Genomic DNA, 21,414 nt, shown 5'->3' on the forward strand with positions numbered 1-21,414 from the left:
CGATGAGATCATCGGCGCGCGCAACACTGGCGAGTTAAAAGCGGGGGTGGAAGGTCAGATTACTCCGCGTCTGCAACTGTGGGGCAACGTCGCCCAGCAGTTAGGTGACAACGGTTACAGTGATACCCAGGGAATGTTGGGCATGAAATATCTCTTTTAATGCCACTTTGCCACCTGTCACGTACAGGTGGCATGCAACCAGATAAGCGTAGCGCACCAGGCAAGCCGGACGGTGCTGTTGCATCTCCGGCTGCTTCTGCACTAACCAACTAAATGTGCAGTTCCTGCAACTTCTCTTTCGGCAGCGCCAGTTCTTCATTGCTGTTGATGCGCACGTCACGTTCCAGAATGCTACGCGCAATATCCTGTGCTTCCTGCAAAGAGTGCATCTGGTAAGTTCCGCACTGATAGACGTTAAGTTCCGGGATCTGATTCTGATCCTGCACTTTCAGCACGTCTTCCATTGCCGCTTTCCAGGCATCAGCGACACGCTGCTCATCAGGCGTACCAATCAGACTCATATAAAAACCAGTGCGGCAGCCCATTGGTGAGATATCGATAATCTCAACGCCATTACCGTTAAGATGGTTACGCATAAAACCAGCAAACAGGTGCTCCAGGGTATGGATCCCTCTTTCTGGCATCACTTCTTTGTTCGGCACGCAGAAGCGAAGATCGAACACGGTGATTGCGTCGCCATGCGGGGTGTTCATTGTTTTCGCCACCCGAACTGCAGGCGCTTCCATCCGGGTATGATCGACTGTGAAGCTATCTAACAACGGCATTTAGCCACCTCCGGTAAATTTTTTTTAAATATTCTGAACTCTTTCTTCCCAGGCGAGTCTGAGTATATGAAAGACGCGCATTTGTTATCATCATCCCTGAATTCAGAGATGAAATTTTGGCCACTCACGAGTGGCCTTTTTCTTTTCTGTCAGGCGTGTTTTTCCAGCCACACCGCAAACGGTTCGGTATCAGCGGCTTCCATTTCCTGCTGACGGCGTTCAGACGCCTCGCGCTCGGCTACAAAATCCTCTTCGCGCAGAATTTCCAGCGGCTCTTCACGCAGCAGATTACGGTACGCTTCAGCAAACGCTTTGCCTGTTCCGCCAATACCAGTATCAATCATAGACCTTAAGATACGGGCAGAGAAAGTCAGATCAGGATTATCGAAGCAGGCGACCAGTTCATCACACACTTTCTGGTACGCTTCGCCGCCGTTAATGCTATCCAGCGTTTGCGCGACGCGTGTTAGATCGCGGAACAGATCTTTCCCCACCTGCGGCAACGGGAACTGCGCGGTTTCGCAACCGATACCCAGCGTCAGGCCCGGTTTGCGACCTTCGAGGATCACCCGGTTCCAGTTAACGCGTGTACAGGCAAGTTCGCTACTGCTCATTTCCGGTGCATCAGCCAGCGCACACCAGACCATAAACAGGTCGAGGAAACGCACCTGCTGTTCATCTACACCAATCGGCGAGAACGGGTTGATGTCCAGCGAACGCACTTCAATATATTCAATGCCGCCACGTAACAGCGCATCAGAAGGCGACTCTCTGCTGCGGGTAACGCGTTTTGGACGAATCGGCGCGTACAGTTCGTTTTCAATCTGCAGCACGTTGCTGTTGATTTGCAGCCTCTTACCGTCTTTCTCAATACCAATCTTCGCGTACTCTTCCGATGGCGTTTTGATTGCCTGTTTAAGGCCCGCTACGTACTCGTAAAGATCGTTGAAGGTAATACCAAGATTGCTTTGCGATTTGTTGGTATAGCCAAGATCGCTCAAACGAAGAGAGGTCGCATACGGCAGGTAATACATACCGCACTCGGTTTTCTCAAACGGCAGCGACGTTGGTTTTCCTTGCAGGAAAGAAGAACAAATCGCCGGAGACGCGCCAAACAGATAAGGAATGACCCAACCGAAACGATAGTAATTGCGGATAACGCGGAAATAGCCCGCAGAAATTTTCTCTTTGGCATCAGCGCCCGAGATATCACCGCACTTCGCTTGCCAGAATGCCATTGGCAAAGAGAAATTGTAGTGCACGCCGGAAATGGTTTGCATCAGCGCGCCGTAGCGATTTTTCAGCCCTTCACGGTACAGCGTTTTAAAGCGTCCGGTGTTAGAAGTGCCGTACTGTGCCAGTTCGATGTCCTGACCTTCTGCGATGTAGCATGGCATGCTTAACGGCCACATCCGCTCATCGCCCATATTGCGCGCCGTATAACGATGCAGATCGCGCATAAAGGTCAGCATATGTTCAATATCACCATCCACTGGTGTAATAAATTCCAGCAATGCTTCCGCAAAATCGGTGGTTATCCATTTATGCGTCAGTGCGGAACCTAATGCTTCAGGATGACCTGTTGTTGCCAGTGTGCCATCCGCATTAACACGCAAAGTTTCGCGCTCCAGCCCACGCTGTATCCCCTTTAACGCCTGAGGATGTTTTTCCAGCCAGGCCAGCGCCTGTGATACGTCCGGGATCAAATTGACCTCCCGCCTGTCAAAATCGTTTTATTTAGCATAACTGTAATGGTGGCCATGTGTGCAGGCCTACAATTAGTGCCACCACATCATGCCCTGAACGGTAGCTACTGCAATCGCAACATAGCGTAACGCTTTACCAAGGCACAAAAAAAAGATTACCGGTCCCCACGAGATGCGCATCCATCCCGCTAACAGACACAGTAAATCGCCAACCACGGGCATCCAGCTTAATAATAGTGTGATTGCACCATATCGTTTCAGCCAGCCGATGGCTTTCTCTTGCCAGCGCGATGTTTTGCGCAGTGGAAAGAAACGCCCAAGGATAACGTTAGTTAGCCCTCCAAGGCTATTACCCATTGTTGCTGTTAACACTAAAACCCAGGGGTGACTTACCCCGGAAAGTAACATTGCAACCAGGACGACTTCGGAATTACCGGGTAATAGTGTAGCGCTGAGGAAACTACTGGCAAACAACGAGAAAAGCGATAAAGCTTCACTCACAGCAAGCGAACATCCACTGCGTCCATGCCTGCAGCGCGAGCAGCCTGAATACCGAAATCAGCATCTTCAAAGACCACACACTGCGTTGGTTGCACGCCCATACGCTGTGCGCACAACAAAAATGTGTCTGGCGCAGGTTTATGGTGTTTGACGTGATCGGCGGCAACGACCGCATCAAAATAACGACGTAATCCCAGGTGCGCCAGCAATGCCTCAGCGATGGCGCTTTCACTCCCCGTTCCAACAGCCATTGGTCGACGTCCGTGCCAGCTTTTCACCACTTCAACAAGAGGAAGCGGTTCGACGCTATCCAGCAGCATACTTCTTACTGCTTCTGTTTTTTCACGCGCTAACGCATGCGGGTCGAGATCGGCCTGATTCAGCTCAATAATCGCCTGAGCAATACGCCAGGTGGGCGAGCCATTAAGCGCAATCATCGCCTGAACATCGTACTGAAGACCGTAATGCCCTAATACTTCGCGCCACGCTTTACGGTGCGTAGGTTCCGTATCCAGGATTGTGCCATCCATATCAAAAATTAAACCTGCATAACGCTCGTACATGGTCTTCTCGCAAGTCGAAAAATATGACGCTACTTTAGCGTAATTGCTTGATTTTGTCGCTGATGGCGAAAGGGAAGATTATTCAGGATATGGATAAAATAGTTATTTAGAAATGAGATATTTTTGAAGGAAATTTTTTGGAGAAGATGGTGCATCCGGGAGGATGACTCACTGGCGTTCGCCCTTCGGGCCGTTGCTGGCACAACGTTATCCTCCCTGGTGCATACATCAATATTGCAGACCGTGAAGATTATCAATCGTGAGTAATACAGAGAAGATGGTGCATCCGGGAGGATTCGAACCTCCGACCGCTCGGTTCGTAGCCGAGTACTCTATCCAGCTGAGCTACGGATGCATCGGGAAATTTATTTTACTGCTGACATTGATACCGCTACGAAAGCTATATCAAGTAAGATATGGTGCATCCGGGAGGATTCGAACCTCCGACCGCTCGGTTCGTAGCCGAGTACTCTATCCAGCTGAGCTACGGATGCATCGGGAAATTTGTTTTACTGCTGATATTGATACCGCTACGAAAGCCGTATCAAGTAAGAGATGGTGCATCCGGGAGGATTCGAACCTCCGACCGCTCGGTTCGTAGCCGAGTACTCTATCCAGCTGAGCTACGGATGCATCGGGAAACTTACTTTACTGCAGATTTTTTGATACTGCTACTAAAGCCGTATCAAGTAAGAGATGGTGCATCCGGGAGGATTCGAACCTCCGACCGCTCGGTTCGTAGCCGAGTACTCTATCCAGCTGAGCTACGGATGCAAATGGCGGTGAGGCGGGGATTCGAACCCCGGATGCAGCTTTTGACCGCATACTCCCTTAGCAGGGGAGCGCCTTCAGCCTCTCGGCCACCTCACCACACGCCTCTTACGAGTGCTTCGAAGAACTTGTTTATCGCTCATCGTCGCTGCGTGGCGCACATATTACTTTCTGAGACTTATAAGTCAAACAATTTTTCCCACACTTTTATCGTTTGCACACTTCGCGCTCAATTAGTCTGTAAAAACGTCAAAAAGAGTGTTTTATCAACAGAAAAACAGGCCTCTGACAGGTAGCAGTGATAGAGAACAATGAAGGCAAAAGTTAAATGAACGGGAGTAACGCGAAAAGAAAATGAAGTGAAGGAGAAATTTTGAGGGTGCGTCTCACCGTTAAAGATGAGACGCGGAAAGATTAGTAACTGGACTGCTGGGATTTTTCAGCCTGGATACGCTGGTAGATCTCTTCACGGTGAACAGAAACTTCCTTCGGGGCGTTTACGCCAATACGTACCTGGTTGCCCTTTACCCCTAAAACTGTCACGGTGACCTCATCCCCAATCATGAGGGTCTCACCAACTCGACGAGTCAGAATCAGCATTCTTTGCTCCTTGAAAGATTAAAAGAGTCGGGTCTCTCTGTATCCCGGCATTATCCATCATATAACGCCAAAAAGTAAGCAATGACAAACACATTACATCTAAGCAGTCATGGCATTACATTCTGTTAAACCTAAGTTTAGCCGATATACACAACTTCAACCTGACTTTATCATTGTCGATAGCGTCGATGCGAATGCCGTGAAGCAAGTCCACGGCATTGCCTGACACTTATATTATTGCAATTTCGCGCTGACCCAGCCTTTCACACTGGCTAACGCTGCAGGTAAGGCCGCAGCATCCGTACCACCGGCTTGCGCCATGTCAGGACGTCCACCACCCTTGCCGCCCACCTGCTGAGCGACCATACCAATCAGTTCCCCTGCTTTCACGCGATCTGTGACGTCCTTAGATACGCCTGCAATCAGAGAAACCTTACCTTCGGCTACCGTTGCCAGCACGATAATTGTCGACCCCAGCTGATTTTTTAAATCGTCAACCATGGTGCGCAACATTTTCGGCTCAACACCGCTAAGCTCACTAACCAACAGCTTAACACCATTAACATCAATTGCCTTACTGGAAAGATTTGCGCTCTCCTGTGCGGCAGCCTGTTCTTTAAGCTGTTGTAACTCTTTTTCCAGCTGACGCGTACGTTCCAGTACTGAGCGCACTTTATCAGCCAGATTATTGCTATCGCCTTTCAGCAGATGCGCGACTTCGCTTAAGCGATCGCTGTCTGCATGAACGGTGGCGATAGCACCTTCTCCGGTTACCGCTTCGATACGACGAATGCCTGCAGCAGTACCCGATTCAGAAATGATACGGAACAGACCAATATCACCGGTGCGGCTGGCGTGAGTACCACCACACAACTCGGTAGAGAAATCGCCCATGCTCAGCACGCGTACGCGCTCATCATACTTCTCGCCGAACAGCGCCATCGCACCTTTCGCTTTCGCCGCGTCGAGATCCATGATGTTGGTTTCGATAGGCAAGTTACGACGAATCTGCGCGTTCACCAGATCTTCGACAGCACGAATCTCTTCTGGTTTCATCGCTTCGTTATGCGAGAAGTCAAAACGCAGCGCCTTGTCATTAACCAGCGAACCTTTCTGGGAGACATGAGTACCCAGAACCTGACGCAGCGCAGCGTGCATCAGGTGCGTTGCGGAGTGATTCAGACGAATACGAGCGCGACGAGCTTCATCTACATCTGCCTGTACCGCGTCGCCCACTTTCAGAGAACCCGCAGCAAGTTTACCGATGTGACCAATCGCCTGGCCATATTTCTGCGTATCTTCCACCGCAAAGGAGAAGTTAGCGCCTTTCAGTTCGCCTTTATCGCCAACCTGACCGCCGGATTCTGCATAGAATGGCGTTTGATCCAGCACGACCACAGCTTCCTGGCCTGCATTGATGGCATCAACCGCTTTACCATCAACAAACAGCGCGGTCACTTTGCCGTTCAGTTCCAGATGGTCATAGCCTTTAAATTCAGATGCGCTATCAACACGGATCATCGCGTTGTAATCGGCACCAAAGCCGCTGGCTTCACGCGCACGACGACGCTGCTCTTCCATTGCTGCTTCAAATCCAGCTTCGTCAACTTTGATGTTGCGCTCACGGCAAACGTCAGCCGTCAGGTCAACCGGGAAGCCGTAGGTGTCGTACAGGCGGAAAGCAGTTTCGCCATCCAGCGTATCACCAGAAAGTTTTGCCAGCTCTTCATCCAGCAGCGCCAGACCGCGCTCCAGAGTACGGGCAAACTGCTCTTCTTCAGTCTTCAGCACCTGCTCAACCTGCGCCTGCTGGCGCTTCAGGTCTTCACCCGCAGAGCCCATAACGTCGATCAGCGGACCAACCAGTTTGTAGAAGAAGGTTTCTTTCGCGCCCAGCATATTGCCGTGACGCACTGCGCGACGAATGATACGACGCAGTACATAACCACGGTTTTCGTTGGACGGCATTACGCCATCCGCGATCAGGAACGCACAAGAACGAATGTGGTCAGCGATAACGCGCAGCGATTTATTGCTCAGATCGGTCGCGCCAGTCACCTTAGCCACCGCCTGAATCAGCGTACGGAACAGGTCGATATCATAGTTGGAGTTTACGTGTTGCAGCACGGCGGCAATACGCTCCAGCCCCATACCGGTATCTACAGACGGCTTCGGCAGCGGTTCCATCGTGCCATCTGCCTGGCGGTTGAACTGCATGAAGACGATGTTCCAGATCTCAATGTAGCGGTCACCGTCTTCTTCCGGGCTTCCCGGAGGGCCACCCCAAATGTGGTCGCCGTGATCGTAGAAGATTTCGGTGCACGGGCCGCACGGACCAGTGTCACCCATCTGCCAGAAGTTGTCAGATGCGTATGGCGCACCTTTGTTATCGCCGATGCGAATAATACGTTCGCGCGGGATCCCTACTTCTTTTTCCCAGATTTCGTAGGCTTCGTCGTCGCTTTCATAGACGGTAACCCACAGACGCTCTTTCGGCAGGGCAAACCATTTTTCGCTGGTCAGCAGTTCCCATGCAAACTGAATGGCATCGTGTTTGAAATAGTCGCCGAAGCTGAAGTTGCCCAGCATTTCGAAGAAGGTATGGTGACGCGCGGTGTAACCGACGTTTTCCAGGTCGTTGTGTTTACCACCCGCACGCACGCAGCGTTGGGAAGTGGTAGCGCGGGAATAATTACGCTTGTCGAGCCCAAGGAAGACATCCTTGAACTGGTTCATCCCGGCGTTGGTAAACAACAAAGTTGGGTCGTTATGGGGTACCAGGGAGCTGCTGGCAACTACCTGATGTCCCTTACTATGGAAAAAGTCGAGAAACGCCTGACGGATCTCAGCGGTGCTCTTGCTCATAATTATCCTGAAATCAAGCTAACGAAATATCGCCACCAGCTACAGCGTGTCTTAACCGCCGGGCTGGTAACTGAAAAGTGGGAATAAGATAAGTTTTCTTGACTGGGAAGTAAAATACCGTATGCGTTCAGTCGGCAAAATTTCGCCAAATCTCCTGGATATCTTCCATCAGATAGCCACGATAGAGCAGAAAACGCTGGATCTTAACTTTTTCTGAAAAGACAGTTGGCAAAGGTTCGCCATATTTTCGCGTCGCCTGATCGCGCGCCAGTGTGCACCAGTCGATGTCACATTCACGCATCGCTTTTTCTGTCGCTTCGCGGGAAATACCTTTCTGATTCAGTTCCTGACGAATACGCGCAGGTCCATAACCTTTGCGGCTACGGCTGGCGATAAAGCGCGCAACAAATCGGCTGTCATCGAGATAGCCATGTTCATGGCACCAGGCAATAACGCGCTCGTAATCTTCTGCCGTGGCATCAATCTCTTCCGGGCCATTTTTGCCCATAATCGGTGCCGCGAGTTTACGTCGCAGTTCTTGCTCACTGTGATCGCGCACCGCCAGAATGCGTACCGCTCGATCCAACAGGCGAGCATATGCCGGGCGACGGGATGTTGAGTCTGTCATGGCATATCCTTACAACTTAAAAAAGCAAAAGGGCCGCAGATGCGACCCTTGTGTATCAAACAAGACGATTAAAAATCTTCGTTAGTTTCTGCTACGCCTTCGCTGTCATCTACAGAGAAATCCGGCGTTGAGTTCGGGTTGCTCAGCAGCAACTCACGTACTTTCTTCTCGATCTCTTTCGCAGTTTCTGGGTTATCTTTCAGCCAGGCAGTCGCATTCGCTTTACCCTGGCCGATCTTCTCACCTTTATAGCTGTACCACGCACCAGCTTTCTCGATCAGCTTCTCTTTCACGCCCAGGTCAACCAACTCGCCGTAGAAGTTGATGCCTTCACCGTAGAGGATCTGGAATTCAGCCTGTTTAAACGGCGCTGCAATTTTGTTCTTCACCACTTTCACGCGGGTTTCGCTACCCACTACGTTTTCGCCCTCTTTCACCGCGCCGATACGACGGATGTCGAGACGAACAGAGGCGTAGAATTTCAGCGCGTTACCACCGGTAGTGGTTTCCGGGTTACCGAACATCACACCAATTTTCATACGGATCTGGTTGATGAAGATCAGCAGCGTGTTGGACTGCTTCAGGTTACCCGCCAGCTTACGCATCGCCTGGCTCATCATACGTGCTGCAAGGCCCATGTGAGAGTCGCCGATTTCACCTTCGATTTCCGCTTTCGGTGTCAGTGCCGCCACGGAGTCAACGACGATAACGTCTACTGCGCCAGAACGCGCCAGAGCGTCACAGATTTCCAGTGCCTGCTCGCCGGTGTCCGGCTGGGAGCACAGCAGGTTGTCGATATCGACACCCAGTTTACGTGCATAGACTGGGTCCAGCGCGTGTTCAGCATCGATAAACGCACAGGTTTTACCTTCGCGCTGGGCAGCGGCAATCACCTGCAGCGTCAGCGTGGTTTTACCGGAAGATTCCGGTCCGTAGATTTCGACGATACGGCCCATCGGCAGACCACCTGCCCCAAGCGCGATATCCAGTGAAAGCGAACCAGTAGAGATGGTTTCCACATCCATGGAACGGTCTTCACCCAGGCGCATGATGGAGCCTTTACCAAATTGTTTCTCAATCTGGCCCAGTGCTGCCGCCAACGCTTTCTGTTTGTTTTCGTCGATAGCCATTTTTACTCCTGTCATGCCGGGTAATACCGGATAGTCAATATGTTCTGTTGAAGCAATTATACTGTATAGTCATACAGTATCAAGTGTTTTGTAGAAATTGTTGCCGCAGCGTATTTAAGGCATAAGCCGTCGCCTTACGACGCACGGCATCGCGGTCGCCGCTAAAGCATTCCCGGCGGGTAATGCCTTCGCCGCGGGCTGTGGCAAAAGCAAACCAGACGGTGCCGACAGGCTTCTCTTCGCTGCCGCCATCCGGTCCGGCGATGCCACTGATAGCAACCGCATAATCAGCACGAGCCGCTTTCAGTGCGCCTATCGCCATTTCCACCACGACAGGTTCACTCACCGCGCCATGCTGCGCCAGCGTCTCTTCGCGTACGCCGATCATCTGCGCTTTGGCTTCGTTACTGTAGGTGACAAATCCGCGTTCAAACCAGGCGGAACTGCCGGCAATATCGGTAATCACTTTCGCTACCCAACCGCCAGTACAGGATTCAGCGGTTGTTACGGTTGCACCACGGGATTTCAGCGCCAGCCCTACCTGCTCGCTTAACTGCATCAGTTCACTGTCAGTCATCACAACCTCTGTCAGTCAAAAATTTATGCCGGACAAGATAGCACTTTCCCGCAGAAGATGGGGATCAGCGATTCATTTTACGAGTCGCGTTCCGAAATAAGACTGTTGCGGCCAGTCGGTAAAGAAAAAAGGCTACCATGCCGCGTTCACATTGATATGTATTCACAGGGAGAGAAAAGCAATGGCAACAAAGAAAACGGATACCCCCCCACAAAACGAGCTCAAACAGACCACGCAAATGCGCATGTGGGTCACCATTGGCGGCGTCAGCGCCCTGGTTGCAGTGGTATGTAAAATTTTATCTTCTGGCTATCTTGAACCTTTCGACTTCGGTCAGGCTGCGTTAGGCGTTGTCTGCCTGGGATATGCGATATCGCTGTCAAAAAAAATCAGGCAATTACGTCATTCGAATAAACAGTAAGAAAGCAGAGGGAAGTTTAACCTCCCTCTTGCAGATAGTTACTGTACGCGCGCCAGCGCCACGGCTTGTCCTAACTGCCAGACCGCCATTGCGTAATGGGTGCTGTGGTTATAACGGGTAATGGTGTAGAAGTTTGGCAGACCGTACCAGTACTGATAACCTGTTCCAACATCCAGACGCAGCAGGCTGGCCTGTTGATGGTTGCCCAGCGACTGCTGTGGCGTTAAACCTGCCGCGGCAAGCTGAGAAATGCTGTACTTGGTTTTGAAACCATGTGGCAAGCCTGGGGCCTGACCGTTTGCCATTACCGCGACCTGATCGCCTTTCACCCAGCCGTGCGCTTTGAAATAGTTCGCCACACTACCAATAGCATCAACCGGATCCCACAGGTTGATATGCCCGTCGCCGCTGAAATCTACCGCATATTGTTTGTAAGACGACGGCATAAACTGTCCGTAGCCCATCGCACCGGCAAAGGAACCTTTCAGATTGAGCGGATCGTCCTGCTCATCGCGCGCCATCAGCAGGAAAGTTTCCAGCTCGCCAGAGAAATACTCCGCGCGGCGTGGGTAGTTAAATGACAGCGTTGCCAGCGCATCGAGGATGCGGGTTTTCCCCATCACGCGCCCCCAGCGGGTTTCGACGCCGATAATCCCGACGATAATTTCCGGCGGTACACCATACACCTGCCACGCGCGATTCAGCGCATCTTCATACTGATTCCAGAAAACCACGCCGTTCTGCACGTTATCCGGCGTAATAAATTTTTTGCGATAGCGCAGCCATGCGCCGTTAGGACCGGATGGCGGTTTCACCGATGTGGTTGGTGCCTGGTTATCCATCAGCCGCAGTACCGAATCCAGACGTTTCGCCTGAGAGAGAATTTCCTGCAACTGCTGACGATCGAAACCATGTTTGTTCACCATTTTTTCGATGAACTGCTGCGCATTGGGGTTATTGGCGAAATCTCCGCCCATCTGCATCACATTGTGCTGCGGCTCAAGCAGGAAGCCGCCGGACGGCGTTCCGGTGGTTGTTTCAGTCTCAGTCGGTTTTGGCTTGCTGCTACAGGCGGCAAGTAACACAAAAAGGGGAAGCAATGTTACATAACGATGCTTGAACATGAGGAGTCCATTTAACAGATTCAACCAGGGGCAAGTATGGTAAAGCATCCCGCCCCGCACAAGGAAGCGGTAGTCGTACCCCGATACAGACTTTACATAACTTAAATCTTCTTCATCGATAAACCTTTATCTTAACTTTCAAAATAAAATATTTATCTTTCATTTTGCGATCAAAATAACACTTTTAAATCTTTCGATCTGATTAGATTAGGTTGCCGTTTGGTAATAAAACAATAAATACTGAAGGAGAGAACAATGATAGAAACCATTACTCATGGCGCAGAGTGGTTCATCGGGCTGTTCCAGAAAGGCGGAGAGGTATTTACCGGGATGGTGACCGGTATTCTTCCGCTGTTGATTAGCCTGCTGGTTATCATGAACGCACTGATTAATTTTATCGGTCAGCATCGTATTGAACGATTTGCTCAACGTTGTGCCGGTAACCCTGTTTCCCGTTATCTGCTGCTACCGTGCATTGGCACGTTCGTCTTTTGTAATCCGATGACCTTAAGTCTTGGTCGCTTTATGCCGGAAAAGTACAAACCCAGCTATTACGCGGCGGCCTCTTATAGTTGCCACTCAATGAATGGCCTCTTCCCCCATATCAACCCTGGCGAACTATTTGTTTATCTTGGCATTGCCAGCGGTTTGACAACGCTGAACCTGCCACTTGGTCCACTGGCGGTGAGTTATCTGCTGGTTGGTCTGGTCACCAACTTTTTCCGCGGCTGGGTGACCGATCTGACCACCGCCATTTTCGAGAAAAAGATGGGCATTCAACTTGAACAGAAAGTTCGCCTCGCAGGAGCGACATCATGACGCGTATTCGGATCGAAAAAGGGATGGGTGGCTGGGGCGGCCCGCTTGAACTGGATGCCATTCCGGGGAAAAAAATCGTCTATATCACCGCCGGTACACGTCCTGCGATTGTCGACAAACTGGCGCAACTTACTGGCTGGCAAGCTATCGACGGATTTAAAGAAGGTGAACCCACAGAAGCGGAAATTGGCGTTGCGGTAATCGACTGTGGCGGCACATTACGCTGCGGCATTTACCCGAAACGGCGTATTCCCACCATTAATATCCACTCGACGGGCAAGTCCGGTCCACTGGCGCAGTACATTGTGGAAGATATTTATGTCTCTGGCGTAAAAGAAGAAAACATCACTGTAGTAGGTGATGCGGCACCACAACCCTCTGTCGTGGGTCGTGACTATGACACCAGTAAGAAAATCACCGAACAAAGCGATGGTTTACTGGCGAAGGTGGGAATGGGCATGGGGTCCGCCGTTGCGGTGCTGTTTCAGTCTGGTCGTGACACCATCGACACTGTATTAAAAACCATTCTGCCGTTTATGGCGTTCGTCTCGGCGCTCATCGGCATCATTATGGCTTCCGGCCTTGGTGACTGGATTGCCCATGGTCTTGCTCCGCTGGCCAGTCATCCACTGGGTCTGGTGATGCTGGCGCTCATCTGCTCCTTCCCGCTGCTTTCACCTTTCCTCGGCCCAGGCGCAGTTATCGCACAGGTTATCGGCGTATTGATTGGTGTGCAGATTGGTCTCGGCAATATTCCGCCGCATCTGGCTTTACCTGCACTGTTTGCCATCAACGCGCAGGCGGCCTGCGACTTCATCCCGGTCGGTTTGTCGCTGGCGGAAGCCCGTCAGGACACGGTTCGCGTCGGTGTCCCTTCTGTACTGGTGAGCCGCTTTTTAACCGGTGCGCCGACTGTACTGATCGCCTGGTTTGTCTCCGGTTTTATCTATCAATAGAGGCTGAAACATGACCGTTATTTATCAGACCACCATCACCCGTATCGGCGCGAGTGCCACTGACGCCCTCAGCGACCAAATGCTCATCACCTTTCGTGAAGGCGCGCCTGCGGATCTCGAAGAGTATTGCTTCATCCATTGCCACGGCGAGTTGAAAGGTGAACTCCATCCTGGTTTGCAATTTACGCTCGGGCAGCATCGCTATCCAGTGACCGCCGTTGGCAGCGTGGCGGAAAACAACCTTCGCGAACTGGGTCATGTCACCCTGCGCTTCGATGGTTTAGACGAAGCGGAATTTCCAGGCACTGTCCATGTGGCAGGCCCTGTCCCCGACGATATCGCGCCGGGATCGGTTTTGAAGTTTGAATCTGTTAAGGAGTAAAAAATGAATCAGGTTGCCGTTGTCATCGGTGGTGGGCAAACCTTAGGCGCGTTCCTGTGCCACGGTCTGGCTGCCGAGGGGTATCGCGTCGCGGTTGTCGATATTCAGAGCGACAAAGCTGCAAATGTGGCGCAAGAAATTAACGCCGAATATGGTGAAGGAACAGCGTACGGTTTTGGTGCTGACGCCACCAGCGAGCAAAGCGTTCTGGCACTCTCTCGTGGGGTAGATGAAATCTTTGGTCGTGTGGATTTACTGGTCTACAGCGCCGGAATTGCAAAAGCAGCCTTTATCAGCGACTTCCAGCTCGGCGATTTTGACCGTTCGCTACAGGTGAATCTGGTGGGTTATTTCCTGTGTGCGCGTGAATTTTCGCGTTTGATGATCCGCGACGGGATTCAGGGGCGCATTATTCAGATCAACTCGAAATCTGGCAAAGTGGGCAGCAAACACAACTCTGGCTACAGCGCAGCGAAATTTGGTGGCGTCGGGCTGACTCAATCACTGGCGCTGGATCTGGCGGAGTACGGTATTACGGTTCACTCACTGATGCTCGGTAACCTGCTGAAATCGCCGATGTTCCAGTCACTGTTGCCCCAATACGCGACCAAGCTGGGTATCAAACCGGATCAAGTCGAGCAGTATTACATCGATAAAGTACCGCTCAAACGCGGCTGCGATTATCAGGACGTGCTGAATATGCTGCTGTTCTACGCCAGTCCTAAGGCGTCGTACTGCACTGGTCAGTCGATCAATGTCACCGGTGGTCAGGTGATGTTCTGATTAACAGCGGAGATCCGTTAAGGATCTCCGCGAGACTAATAAAATGCCTGATGCGCTACGCTTCTCAGGCCTACAGGACTTCCGCCACTACATTAAGGAGAAGTTATGGTATCCGCACTCATCACTGTCGCCGTTATCGCCTGGTGTGCGCAACTGGCCTTAGGCGGCTGGCAAATTTCTCGTTTTAACCGCGCCTTCGACGCACTTTGCCAGCAAGGGCGGGTTGGCGTGGGCCGTTCCAGCGGGCGCTTTAAACCGCGGGTCGTGGTCGCCATCGCGCTGGACGATCAGCAGCGCATCGTCGACACCTTGTTTATGAAAGGACTGACCGTCTTCGCCCGACCGCAAAAAATTCCCGCAATTAAGGGTATGTATCCTGGTGATTTAAAGCCCGATGTGATCTTTCCCCATGATCCACTATCACAGAATGCTCTATCATTGGCGCTTAAACTGAAACGTAGATAATTTCGTTGTGAATGTTACTTGCTTGCGAAGTTATCATTTTGAAACCTAAATCAGGTAATCACGCCCATGAAACCTCGTCAGCGTCAGGCCGCCATTCTGGAGTACCTGCAAAAGCAGGGTAAATGCTCGGTTGAAGAATTGGCGCAATACTTTGACACCACAGGCACAACCATTCGCAAAGATCTGGTCATTCTGGAACATGCCGGAACCGTCATTCGTACTTATGGCGGAGTGGTGTTGAATAAAGAGGAATCCGATCCGCCTATCGATCATAAAACACTCATCAACACCCACAAGAAAGAGCTGATAGCAGAAGCTGCCGTTGGTTTTATTCATGATGGCGATTCGATCATTCTTGATGCTGGCAGTACCGTTTTGCAGATGGTCCCCCTGCTCTCGCGCTTTAATAACATCACGGTGATGACCAACAGCCTGCATATCGTCAATGCGCTATCCGAACTGGATAACGAACAAACCATCCTGATGCCTGGCGGAACGTTTCGTAAAAAATCGGCCTCATTTCACGGGCAGCTGGCAGAGAATGCCTTCGAACATTTCAGTTTCGATAAATTGTTTATGGGCACCGACGGCATCGATCTCAATGCGGGCGTAACCACCTTCAACGAGGTCTATACCGTCAGTAAGGCAATGTGCAATGCCGCGCGCGAAGTGATTTTGATGGCGGATTCATCAAAGTTTGGCCGTAAAAGCCCCAACGTAGTTTGCAGTCTTGAAAGCGTCGATAAGCTGATTACCGACGCAGGTATCGATCCGGCGTTTCGTCAGGCGCTGGAAGAGAAAGGGATCGATGTGATCATAACCGGAGAGAGCAATGAGTGAAGCACTACTGAACGCGGGACGTCAGACGTTAATGCTGGAGTTGCAGGAAGCAAGCCGTTTACCGGAACGTCTGGGCGATGATTTTGTTCGCGCCGCCAATATCATCCTGCACTGCGAAGGCAAAGTGGTGGTTTCGGGTATTGGCAAATCGGGCCACATTGGTAAGAAAATCGCCGCAACACTTGCCAGCACCGGCACACCGGCTTTTTTTGTCCATCCGGCAGAAGCACTGCACGGCGATCTGGGGATGATTGAAAGCCGCGATGTGATGCTGTTTATCTCTTATTCCGGTGGCGCGAAGGAACTGGATCTGATTATTCCGCGTCTGGAAGACAAATCTATCGCGCTGCTGGCAATGACCGGAAAACCGACGTCACCGCTGGGCCTGGCGGCGAAAGCGGTGCTGGATATCTCCGTAGAACGCGAAGCCTGCCCGATGCACCTTGCGCCGACTTCCAGCACTGTGAATACCCTGATGATGGGCGACGCGCTGGCGATGGCGGTCATGCAAGCGCGCGGATTTAATGAAGAAGATTTTGCCCGCTCCCACCCTGCTGGAGCACTGGGCGCTCGCTTGCTGAATAAAGTACATCATCTGATGCGCCGTGATGACGCCATCCCGCAAGTGGCGTTAACCGCCAGCGTGATGGATGCGATGCTGGAACTCAGCCGCACCGGTCTGGGGCTGGTGGCGGTATGTGACGCTCAACAACAGGTACAAGGCGTCTTTACCGACGGCGATTTACGTCGCTGGCTGGTTGGCGGCGGCGCACTCACCACGCCAGTTAATGAAGCGATGACAACAGGCGGCACCACATTACAGGCACAAAGTCGCGCCATCGACGCCAAAGAGATCCTGATGAAGCGCAAAATCACTGCCGCACCGGTGGTAGATGAAAACGGCAAACTCACCGGCGCAATAAACCTACAGGATTTCTATCAGGCCGGGATTATTTAATCCTTCAATCCCAGACGTTTCGCCAGCCGATGCAGGTTGGCGACGTCAGTTTCCAGCATCCGCGCGCAGGCAGCCCAGTTGTGATGATTTTGTGCCAGTGCCTGGCGAATGGTTTCACGCTGGAACGCTTCTGTCGCTTCACGCAGATTTTGCTTAACAACGGGCACCGCCGCCGCTTCTGGCGTCGGCAACGTCACCTCAGGAAAAGCAAAATGTTGCGCCTCAAGAATCACTTCATCGCCGTTGCGGGTGGCTCTCGCCAGAACTACCGCCCGATGAATAGCATGTTCCAGTTCGCGCACGTTCCCCGGAAAACGATAGTGTTGCAGTAAATTTCGCGCTCCGGCACTTAATACCACGCGGGAGAGCCCCAGCCGCAAACGACACTGCTCGCAGAAATACCCCGCCAGCAGAATGACATCGTCGCCCCGCTCACGCAGCGGCGGCACCGAAAGTGGAAACACGCTCAGGCGATGAAACAAATCGGCGCGGAACCGCCCTGCCAGCACCTCTTCGCGTAAGTCGCGGTTAGTCGCCGCCAGCACGCGCACATCGACCCGCAAACTGCGGTCATCGCCAACGCGCTGAATATCGCCATACTGCAACACCCTCAGCAGCTTGGCCTGCAATGCCAACGACAACTCGCCGATCTCATCCAGAAACAGCGTGCCGTTATCCGCCATTTCAAACTTCCCGCTGCGGTTACTGATAGCGCCAGTAAACGCTCCTTTCACATGACCGAACAACTCACTTTCCGCCACACTTTCCGGCAGTGCGGCACAGTTGAGATAGACCAGCGGATTCACCGCCCGTGGCGAGGCTTCATGAATCGCTTTCGCTACCAGCTCCTTACCGGTTCCCGTCTCACCGCTGATCAGGACGTTGAGATCGGACGCCGCCACAATCTCAATCTCTTTTTTCAATTGCGTCATACCTGGCGACAGACCGATCATCTGCGTCTGTTTCACCGTTTCAAACGGCGCGGCATCGCCTGGCAGCATATTCTGGCTTTCCAGTTGTTCAATCAGCAACGCATTGCTTAACGCTCCCGCCGCCAGCGCGGCAATCAGGCGTAACTCTTCGTCGCTGAAAACATCGAACTGATCGGGCTGCATCCCGTCGAGCGTCAATGCGCCGATCAGGTTTTGCCCGGCAAACAATGGCAGACCAACGCAGGCGTGAACCTTCAGACTCTCCTGCCCTGGGATCAGTCCGTCATAGGGATCGGGCAATTCGCTGTCTGCGGGAAAGCGCACCACATCACCCGCGCGGGCAATCGCTTCCAGCCGTGGATGACCTTCCAGCGCAAAGCGTCTACCGAGTACATCCTTCGCCAGCCCGTCGATGGCAAGCGGAATAAACTGCCGCGAGTCGTAACGTAGCAACGCAGACGCATCGCACTCCAGCACCTGACGCAGCGTGGTGATCAGGCGCTGAAAACGATCCTGATGACCAATCCCACGCTGCAATTCGATAGCGATATTCGCCAGCACATCAACGGAAAAACTCATCTTTGCCTCACTGTCAATTTGACTATAGATATTGTCATATCGACCATTTGATTAATAGTCATTTTGACTACTCATTAATGAGCATAATTTTATTTATAGAGTAAAAACAATTAGATAAAAAACTGGCACGCAATCTGCAATTAGCAAGACATCTTTTTAGAACACGCTGAATAAATTGAGGTTGCTATGTCTATTGTGGTGAAAAATAACATTCATTGGGTTGGTCAACGTGACTGGGAAGTACGAGATTTTCACGGCACGGAATATAAAACGCTGCGCGGCAGCAGCTACAACAGCTACCTCATTCGCGAAGAAAAAAACGTGCTGATCGACACCGTCGACCATAAATTCAGCCGCGAATTTGTGCAGAACCTGCGTAATGAAATCGATCTGGCGGATATCGATTACATCGTGATTAACCATGCTGAAGAGGACCACGCCGGGGCGCTGACCGAACTGATGGCGCAAATTCCCGATACGCCGATCTACTGTACAGCCAACGCTATCGACTCGATAAATGGTCATCACCATCATCCGGAGTGGAATTTTAATGTGGTGAAAACTGGCGACACGCTGAATATCGGCAACGGCAAACAGCTCATTTTTGTCGAAACGCCAATGCTGCACTGGCCGGACAGCATGATGACTTACCTGACAGGCGACGCGGTGCTGTTCAGTAACGATGCTTTCGGTCAGCACTACTGCGACGAGCATCTGTTCAACGATGAAGTGGATCAGACAGAGCTTTTCGAGCAGTGCCAGCGTTACTACGCCAATATCCTGACGCCGTTCAGCCGCCTGGTAACGCCGAAAATTACCGAGATCCTGGGCTTTAACTTACCAGTCGATATGATAGCGACCTCTCACGGCGTGGTATGGCGCGATAACCCGACGCAAATTGTCGAGCTGTACCTGAAATGGGCGGCGGATTATCAGGAAGACAGAATCACCATTTTCTACGACACCATGTCGAATAACACCCGCATGATGGCCGATGCTATCGCCCAGGGGATTGCGGAAACCGACCCACGCGTGGCGGTGAAAATTTTCAACGTCGCCCGAAGCGATAAAAACGAAATCCTGACCAATGTCTTCCGCTCAAAAGGCGTGCTGGTCGGCACTTCGACGATGAATAATGTGATGATGCCGAAAATCGCCGGGCTGGTGGAGGAGATGACCGGTTTACGCTTCCGTAACAAACGCGCCAGTGCTTTCGGCTCTCACGGCTGGAGCGGCGGTGCGGTGGATCGTCTTTCCACGCGCCTGCAGGATGCGGGTTTCGAAATGTCGCTTAGCCTGAAAGCCAAATGGCGACCAGACCAGGACGCTCTGGAGTTATGCCGTGAACATGGTCGCGAAATCGCCCGTCAGTGGGCGCTCGCGCCACTGCCGCAGAGCACGGTGAATACGGTGGTTAAAGAAGAAACCTCTGCCACCACGACGGCTGACCTCGGCCCACGGATGCAGTGCAGCGTCTGCCAGTGGATTTACGATCCGGCAAAAGGCGAGCCAATGCAGGACGTTGCACCGGGAACGCCGTGGAGTGAAGTCCCGGATAACTTCCTCTGCCCGGAATGCTCCCTCGGCAAAGACGTCTTTGAAGAACTGGCATCGGAGGCAAAATGAGCAACGGCATTGTGATCATTGGTTCGGGCTTCGCCGCCCGCCAACTGGTGAAAAATATTCGCAAACAGGACGCCAGTATTCCATTAACCCTGATTGCCGCCGACAGCATGGATGAGTACAACAAACCTGACCTCAGCCATGTTATCAGCCAGGGGCAACGTGCCGACGACCTTACCCGCCAGACGGCAGGTGAATTTGCCGAGCAGTTTAATCTGCGCCTGTTTCCGCACACCTGGGTGACGGATATCGATGCCGAAGCCCATGTGGTGAAAAGCCAGAATAATCAGTGGCAATACGACAAGCTGGTGCTGGCAACCGGTGCCAGTGCCTTTGTCCCGCCAGTGCCTGGGCGTGAGTTAATGCTGACGTTAAATAGTCAGCAAGAGTATCGCGCCTGTGAAACGCAACTGCGAGATGCCCGACGCGTGTTGATTGTTGGCGGTGGTTTGATTGGTAGCGAACTGGCGATGGATTTTTGTCGGGCAGGCAAAGCGGTCACGCTAATCGACAACGCTGCCAGTATTCTGGCGTCGTTAATGCCACCGGAAGTAAGCAGCCGCTTGCAGCATCGGTTGACGGAGATGGGCGTTCATCTGCTGTTGAAATCTCAGTTGCAGGAGCTGGAAAAAACGGATTCTGGCATTCAGGCAACGCTGGACCGCCAGCGCAGTATCGAAGTGGATGCGGTAATTGCCGCCACCGGACTGCGCCCGGAAACAGCCCTGGCACGACGCGCCGGGCTGACGATTAATCGCGGCGTTTGCGTCGATAGTTATCTGCAAACCAGTAATGCCGATATTTATGCGCTGGGCGATTGCGCAGAAATTAACGGTCAGGTATTGCCTTTCCTCCAGCCGATTCAACTTAGCGCGATGGTGCTGGCAAAAAATCTTCTCGGCAATAACACGCCGCTGAAACTCCCGGCGATGCTAGTGAAAATCAAAACGCCGGAATTACCGCTGCATCTGGCAGGGGAAACCCAGCGTCGGGATTTGCGCTGGCAGATTTGTACCGAAAGCCAGGGAATGGTGGCACGCGGCGTTGACGGTGCCGACCAGCTTCGCGCCTTTGTGGTCAGTGAGGATCGGATGAAAGAGGCATTTGGATTGTTGAAAACGTTACCGGTGTAGGTGGGCTACTGTGCCTAAAATGTCGGATGCGACGCAGGCGCGTCTTATCCGACCTACGGGGAGCGCACGTGTAGGCCACATAATGCGTTCATGTCGCATCCAGCTACTGTGCCTAAAATGTCGGATGCGACGCTGGCGCGTCTTATCCGACCTACGGGGAGGCATGTGTTGGTCACATAATGCGTTCATATCGCATCCAGCTACTGTGCCCAAAATGTCGGATGCGATGCTGGCGCATCTTATCCAACCTACGGGGAGCGCATGTGTTGGTCA

22 protein-coding genes and 5 tRNA genes are annotated in these 21,414 nt (G+C 52.2%); 11 read left to right on the forward strand and 16 right to left on the reverse strand.

Going from position 1 to position 21,414, the window contains the following annotated elements:
- On the forward strand, positions 1-160 hold a 160-nt coding region (locus FEK47_RS18795), incomplete at its 5' end, for an autotransporter outer membrane beta-barrel domain-containing protein (RefSeq protein ID WP_138183319.1).
- 109 nt (positions 161-269) lie between these two features.
- Here the strand turns inward: FEK47_RS18795 and luxS are convergent.
- The 14 genes from luxS to pncC all read right to left on the reverse strand — a co-directional run bounded on the left by luxS (position 270) and on the right by pncC (position 10,126).
- The gene (gene luxS / locus FEK47_RS18800) at positions 270-785 is read right to left on the reverse strand and encodes an S-ribosylhomocysteine lyase (protein ID WP_001130211.1); all 516 of its coding nucleotides are present in this window, start codon (positions 783-785) and stop codon (positions 270-272) included.
- 149 nt (positions 786-934) lie between these two features.
- Positions 935-2,491: a glutamate--cysteine ligase gene (gshA, locus tag FEK47_RS18805; protein ID WP_135487400.1), complete on the reverse strand. Its 1,557-nt coding sequence runs from the start codon at positions 2,489-2,491 to the stop codon at positions 935-937.
- 72 nt (positions 2,492-2,563) lie between these two features.
- A complete protein-coding gene (locus FEK47_RS18810; RefSeq protein ID WP_064529936.1) occupies positions 2,564-2,992 on the reverse strand; it encodes a YqaA family protein in 429 nt (142 codons plus the stop codon).
- On the reverse strand, positions 2,989-3,555 hold the full coding sequence (gene yqaB, locus FEK47_RS18815; RefSeq protein ID WP_000273309.1) for a fructose-1-phosphate/6-phosphogluconate phosphatase: 567 nt from the start codon (positions 3,553-3,555) through the stop codon (positions 2,989-2,991). The genes FEK47_RS18810 and yqaB overlap by 4 nt, the downstream gene beginning before the upstream one ends.
- 278 nt (positions 3,556-3,833) lie before the next feature.
- Positions 3,834-3,910: transfer RNA gene (locus tag FEK47_RS18820), tRNA-Arg, on the reverse strand.
- A 62-nt stretch (positions 3,911-3,972) separates the two neighbouring features.
- A tRNA-Arg gene (locus FEK47_RS18825) sits at positions 3,973-4,049 on the reverse strand.
- A 62-nt stretch (positions 4,050-4,111) separates the two neighbouring features.
- Positions 4,112-4,188, reverse strand: a tRNA-Arg gene (locus FEK47_RS18830).
- A gap of 64 nt (positions 4,189-4,252) precedes the next feature.
- Positions 4,253-4,329, reverse strand: a tRNA-Arg gene (locus tag FEK47_RS18835).
- A gap of 3 nt (positions 4,330-4,332) precedes the next feature.
- Positions 4,333-4,425 (reverse strand) — tRNA-Ser (locus FEK47_RS18840).
- Positions 4,426-4,740: 315 nt separating this feature from the next.
- Positions 4,741-4,926, reverse strand: coding sequence for a carbon storage regulator CsrA (gene csrA, locus FEK47_RS18845; RefSeq protein ID WP_000906486.1), 186 nt, complete (start codon positions 4,924-4,926; stop codon positions 4,741-4,743).
- A 234-nt stretch (positions 4,927-5,160) separates the two neighbouring features.
- Positions 5,161-7,791: an alanine--tRNA ligase gene (alaS, locus tag FEK47_RS18850; RefSeq protein ID WP_135487399.1), complete on the reverse strand. Its 2,631-nt coding sequence runs from the start codon at positions 7,789-7,791 to the stop codon at positions 5,161-5,163.
- A 127-nt stretch (positions 7,792-7,918) separates the two neighbouring features.
- Positions 7,919-8,419 carry a recombination regulator RecX gene (gene recX, locus FEK47_RS18855; RefSeq protein WP_135487398.1) on the reverse strand — a complete coding sequence of 167 codons (501 nt, stop codon included), beginning with the start codon at positions 8,417-8,419 and terminating at the stop codon, positions 7,919-7,921.
- A 68-nt stretch (positions 8,420-8,487) separates the two neighbouring features.
- Positions 8,488-9,549, reverse strand: coding sequence for a recombinase RecA (gene recA, locus FEK47_RS18860; RefSeq protein WP_000963153.1), 1,062 nt, complete (start codon positions 9,547-9,549; stop codon positions 8,488-8,490).
- 79 nt (positions 9,550-9,628) lie between these two features.
- On the reverse strand, positions 9,629-10,126 hold the full coding sequence (gene pncC, locus FEK47_RS18865; protein ID WP_130214441.1) for a nicotinamide-nucleotide amidase: 498 nt from the start codon (positions 10,124-10,126) through the stop codon (positions 9,629-9,631).
- 181 nt (positions 10,127-10,307) lie between these two features.
- On the opposite strand from pncC, the gene FEK47_RS18870 reads away from it, so the two are divergent.
- Positions 10,308-10,547, forward strand: coding sequence for a hypothetical protein (locus tag FEK47_RS18870; RefSeq protein ID WP_135487397.1), 240 nt, complete (start codon positions 10,308-10,310; stop codon positions 10,545-10,547).
- Between the two features lie 38 nt (positions 10,548-10,585).
- Here FEK47_RS18870 and mltB read toward each other — a convergent pair whose 3' ends face one another.
- The gene (mltB, locus tag FEK47_RS18875) at positions 10,586-11,671 is read right to left on the reverse strand and encodes a lytic murein transglycosylase B (protein ID WP_135487396.1); all 1,086 of its coding nucleotides are present in this window, start codon (positions 11,669-11,671) and stop codon (positions 10,586-10,588) included.
- Positions 11,672-11,926: 255 nt separating this feature from the next.
- Here mltB and srlA point away from each other — a divergent pair, with 255 nt between their 5' ends.
- The 7 genes from srlA (at position 11,927) to gutQ (ending at position 16,874) form a co-directional block, all read left to right on the forward strand.
- The gene (gene srlA, locus FEK47_RS18880; protein WP_000573324.1) at positions 11,927-12,490 is read left to right on the forward strand and encodes a PTS glucitol/sorbitol transporter subunit IIC; all 564 of its coding nucleotides are present in this window, start codon (positions 11,927-11,929) and stop codon (positions 12,488-12,490) included.
- Positions 12,487-13,446 carry a PTS glucitol/sorbitol transporter subunit IIB gene (gene srlE / locus FEK47_RS18885; protein WP_135487395.1) on the forward strand — a complete coding sequence of 320 codons (960 nt, stop codon included), beginning with the start codon at positions 12,487-12,489 and terminating at the stop codon, positions 13,444-13,446. Before srlA ends, srlE begins: the two co-directional genes overlap by 4 nt.
- A 10-nt stretch (positions 13,447-13,456) precedes the next feature.
- On the forward strand, positions 13,457-13,828 hold the full coding sequence (srlB, locus tag FEK47_RS18890; protein ID WP_135487394.1) for a PTS glucitol/sorbitol transporter subunit IIA: 372 nt from the start codon (positions 13,457-13,459) through the stop codon (positions 13,826-13,828).
- A gap of 3 nt (positions 13,829-13,831) precedes the next feature.
- On the forward strand, positions 13,832-14,611 hold the full coding sequence (gene srlD / locus FEK47_RS18895; RefSeq protein WP_001077351.1) for a sorbitol-6-phosphate dehydrogenase: 780 nt from the start codon (positions 13,832-13,834) through the stop codon (positions 14,609-14,611).
- A gap of 105 nt (positions 14,612-14,716) precedes the next feature.
- The gene (gene gutM, locus FEK47_RS18900; RefSeq protein ID WP_135487393.1) at positions 14,717-15,076 is read left to right on the forward strand and encodes a transcriptional regulator GutM; all 360 of its coding nucleotides are present in this window, start codon (positions 14,717-14,719) and stop codon (positions 15,074-15,076) included.
- Between the two features lie 66 nt (positions 15,077-15,142).
- Positions 15,143-15,916 carry a glucitol operon DNA-binding transcriptional repressor SrlR gene (srlR, locus tag FEK47_RS18905; RefSeq protein WP_135487392.1) on the forward strand — a complete coding sequence of 258 codons (774 nt, stop codon included), beginning with the start codon at positions 15,143-15,145 and terminating at the stop codon, positions 15,914-15,916.
- Positions 15,909-16,874, forward strand: a complete 966-nt coding sequence (gene gutQ, locus FEK47_RS18910) for an arabinose-5-phosphate isomerase GutQ (RefSeq protein ID WP_001287415.1) — start codon at positions 15,909-15,911, stop codon at positions 16,872-16,874. Before srlR ends, gutQ begins: the two co-directional genes overlap by 8 nt.
- On the opposite strand, the gene norR is transcribed toward gutQ, so the two are convergent.
- Complete coding sequence (gene norR, locus FEK47_RS18915; protein ID WP_135487391.1) at positions 16,871-18,385, reverse strand: nitric oxide reductase transcriptional regulator NorR; 1,515 nt, start codon at positions 18,383-18,385, stop codon at positions 16,871-16,873. The genes gutQ and norR overlap by 4 nt on opposite strands.
- Before the next feature lie 186 nt (positions 18,386-18,571).
- On the opposite strand from norR, the gene norV reads away from it, so the two are divergent.
- Both norV and norW read left to right on the forward strand, forming a co-directional pair.
- Positions 18,572-20,011: an anaerobic nitric oxide reductase flavorubredoxin gene (gene norV, locus FEK47_RS18920; RefSeq protein WP_138183320.1), complete on the forward strand. Its 1,440-nt coding sequence runs from the start codon at positions 18,572-18,574 to the stop codon at positions 20,009-20,011.
- Positions 20,008-21,141, forward strand: a complete 1,134-nt coding sequence (norW, locus tag FEK47_RS18925; protein ID WP_135487390.1) for an NADH:flavorubredoxin reductase NorW — start codon at positions 20,008-20,010, stop codon at positions 21,139-21,141. The genes norV and norW overlap by 4 nt, the downstream gene beginning before the upstream one ends.
- The last annotated feature ends 273 nt before the right edge of the window (positions 21,142-21,414 follow it).

Origin of the sequence: Escherichia sp. E3659, assembly GCF_005781135.1 — a bacterium.
Classification (GTDB): Bacteria; Pseudomonadota; Gammaproteobacteria; order Enterobacterales; family Enterobacteriaceae; genus Escherichia.

Bases quoted from the DNA above. Each gene is read 5' to 3' on its own strand.
- luxS (WP_001130211.1), bottom strand. From the start codon at position 785: ATGCCGTTGTTAGATAGCTTCACAGTCGATCATACCCGGATGGAAGCG.
- yqaB (WP_000273309.1), bottom strand. From the start codon at position 3,555: ATGTACGAGCGTTATGCAGGTTTAATTTTTGATATGGATGGCACAATC.
- csrA (WP_000906486.1), bottom strand. From the start codon at position 4,926: ATGCTGATTCTGACTCGTCGAGTTGGTGAGACCCTCATGATTGGGGAT.
- alaS (WP_135487399.1), bottom strand. From the start codon at position 7,791: ATGAGCAAGAGCACCGCTGAGATCCGTCAGGCGTTTCTCGACTTTTTC.
- recX (WP_135487398.1), bottom strand. From the start codon at position 8,419: ATGACAGACTCAACATCCCGTCGCCCGGCATATGCTCGCCTGTTGGAT.
- recA (WP_000963153.1), bottom strand. From the start codon at position 9,549: ATGGCTATCGACGAAAACAAACAGAAAGCGTTGGCGGCAGCACTGGGC.
- pncC (WP_130214441.1), bottom strand. From the start codon at position 10,126: ATGACTGACAGTGAACTGATGCAGTTAAGCGAGCAGGTAGGGCTGGCG.
- FEK47_RS18870 (WP_135487397.1), top strand. From the start codon at position 10,308: ATGGCAACAAAGAAAACGGATACCCCCCCACAAAACGAGCTCAAACAG.
- mltB (WP_135487396.1), bottom strand. From the start codon at position 11,671: ATGTTCAAGCATCGTTATGTAACATTGCTTCCCCTTTTTGTGTTACTT.
- srlA (WP_000573324.1), top strand. From the start codon at position 11,927: ATGATAGAAACCATTACTCATGGCGCAGAGTGGTTCATCGGGCTGTTC.
- srlE (WP_135487395.1), top strand. From the start codon at position 12,487: ATGACGCGTATTCGGATCGAAAAAGGGATGGGTGGCTGGGGCGGCCCG.
- srlB (WP_135487394.1), top strand. From the start codon at position 13,457: ATGACCGTTATTTATCAGACCACCATCACCCGTATCGGCGCGAGTGCC.
- srlD (WP_001077351.1), top strand. From the start codon at position 13,832: ATGAATCAGGTTGCCGTTGTCATCGGTGGTGGGCAAACCTTAGGCGCG.
- gutM (WP_135487393.1), top strand. From the start codon at position 14,717: ATGGTATCCGCACTCATCACTGTCGCCGTTATCGCCTGGTGTGCGCAA.
- srlR (WP_135487392.1), top strand. From the start codon at position 15,143: ATGAAACCTCGTCAGCGTCAGGCCGCCATTCTGGAGTACCTGCAAAAG.
- gutQ (WP_001287415.1), top strand. From the start codon at position 15,909: ATGAGTGAAGCACTACTGAACGCGGGACGTCAGACGTTAATGCTGGAG.
- norR (WP_135487391.1), bottom strand. From the start codon at position 18,385: ATGAGTTTTTCCGTTGATGTGCTGGCGAATATCGCTATCGAATTGCAG.
- norV (WP_138183320.1), top strand. From the start codon at position 18,572: ATGTCTATTGTGGTGAAAAATAACATTCATTGGGTTGGTCAACGTGAC.
- norW (WP_135487390.1), top strand. From the start codon at position 20,008: ATGAGCAACGGCATTGTGATCATTGGTTCGGGCTTCGCCGCCCGCCAA.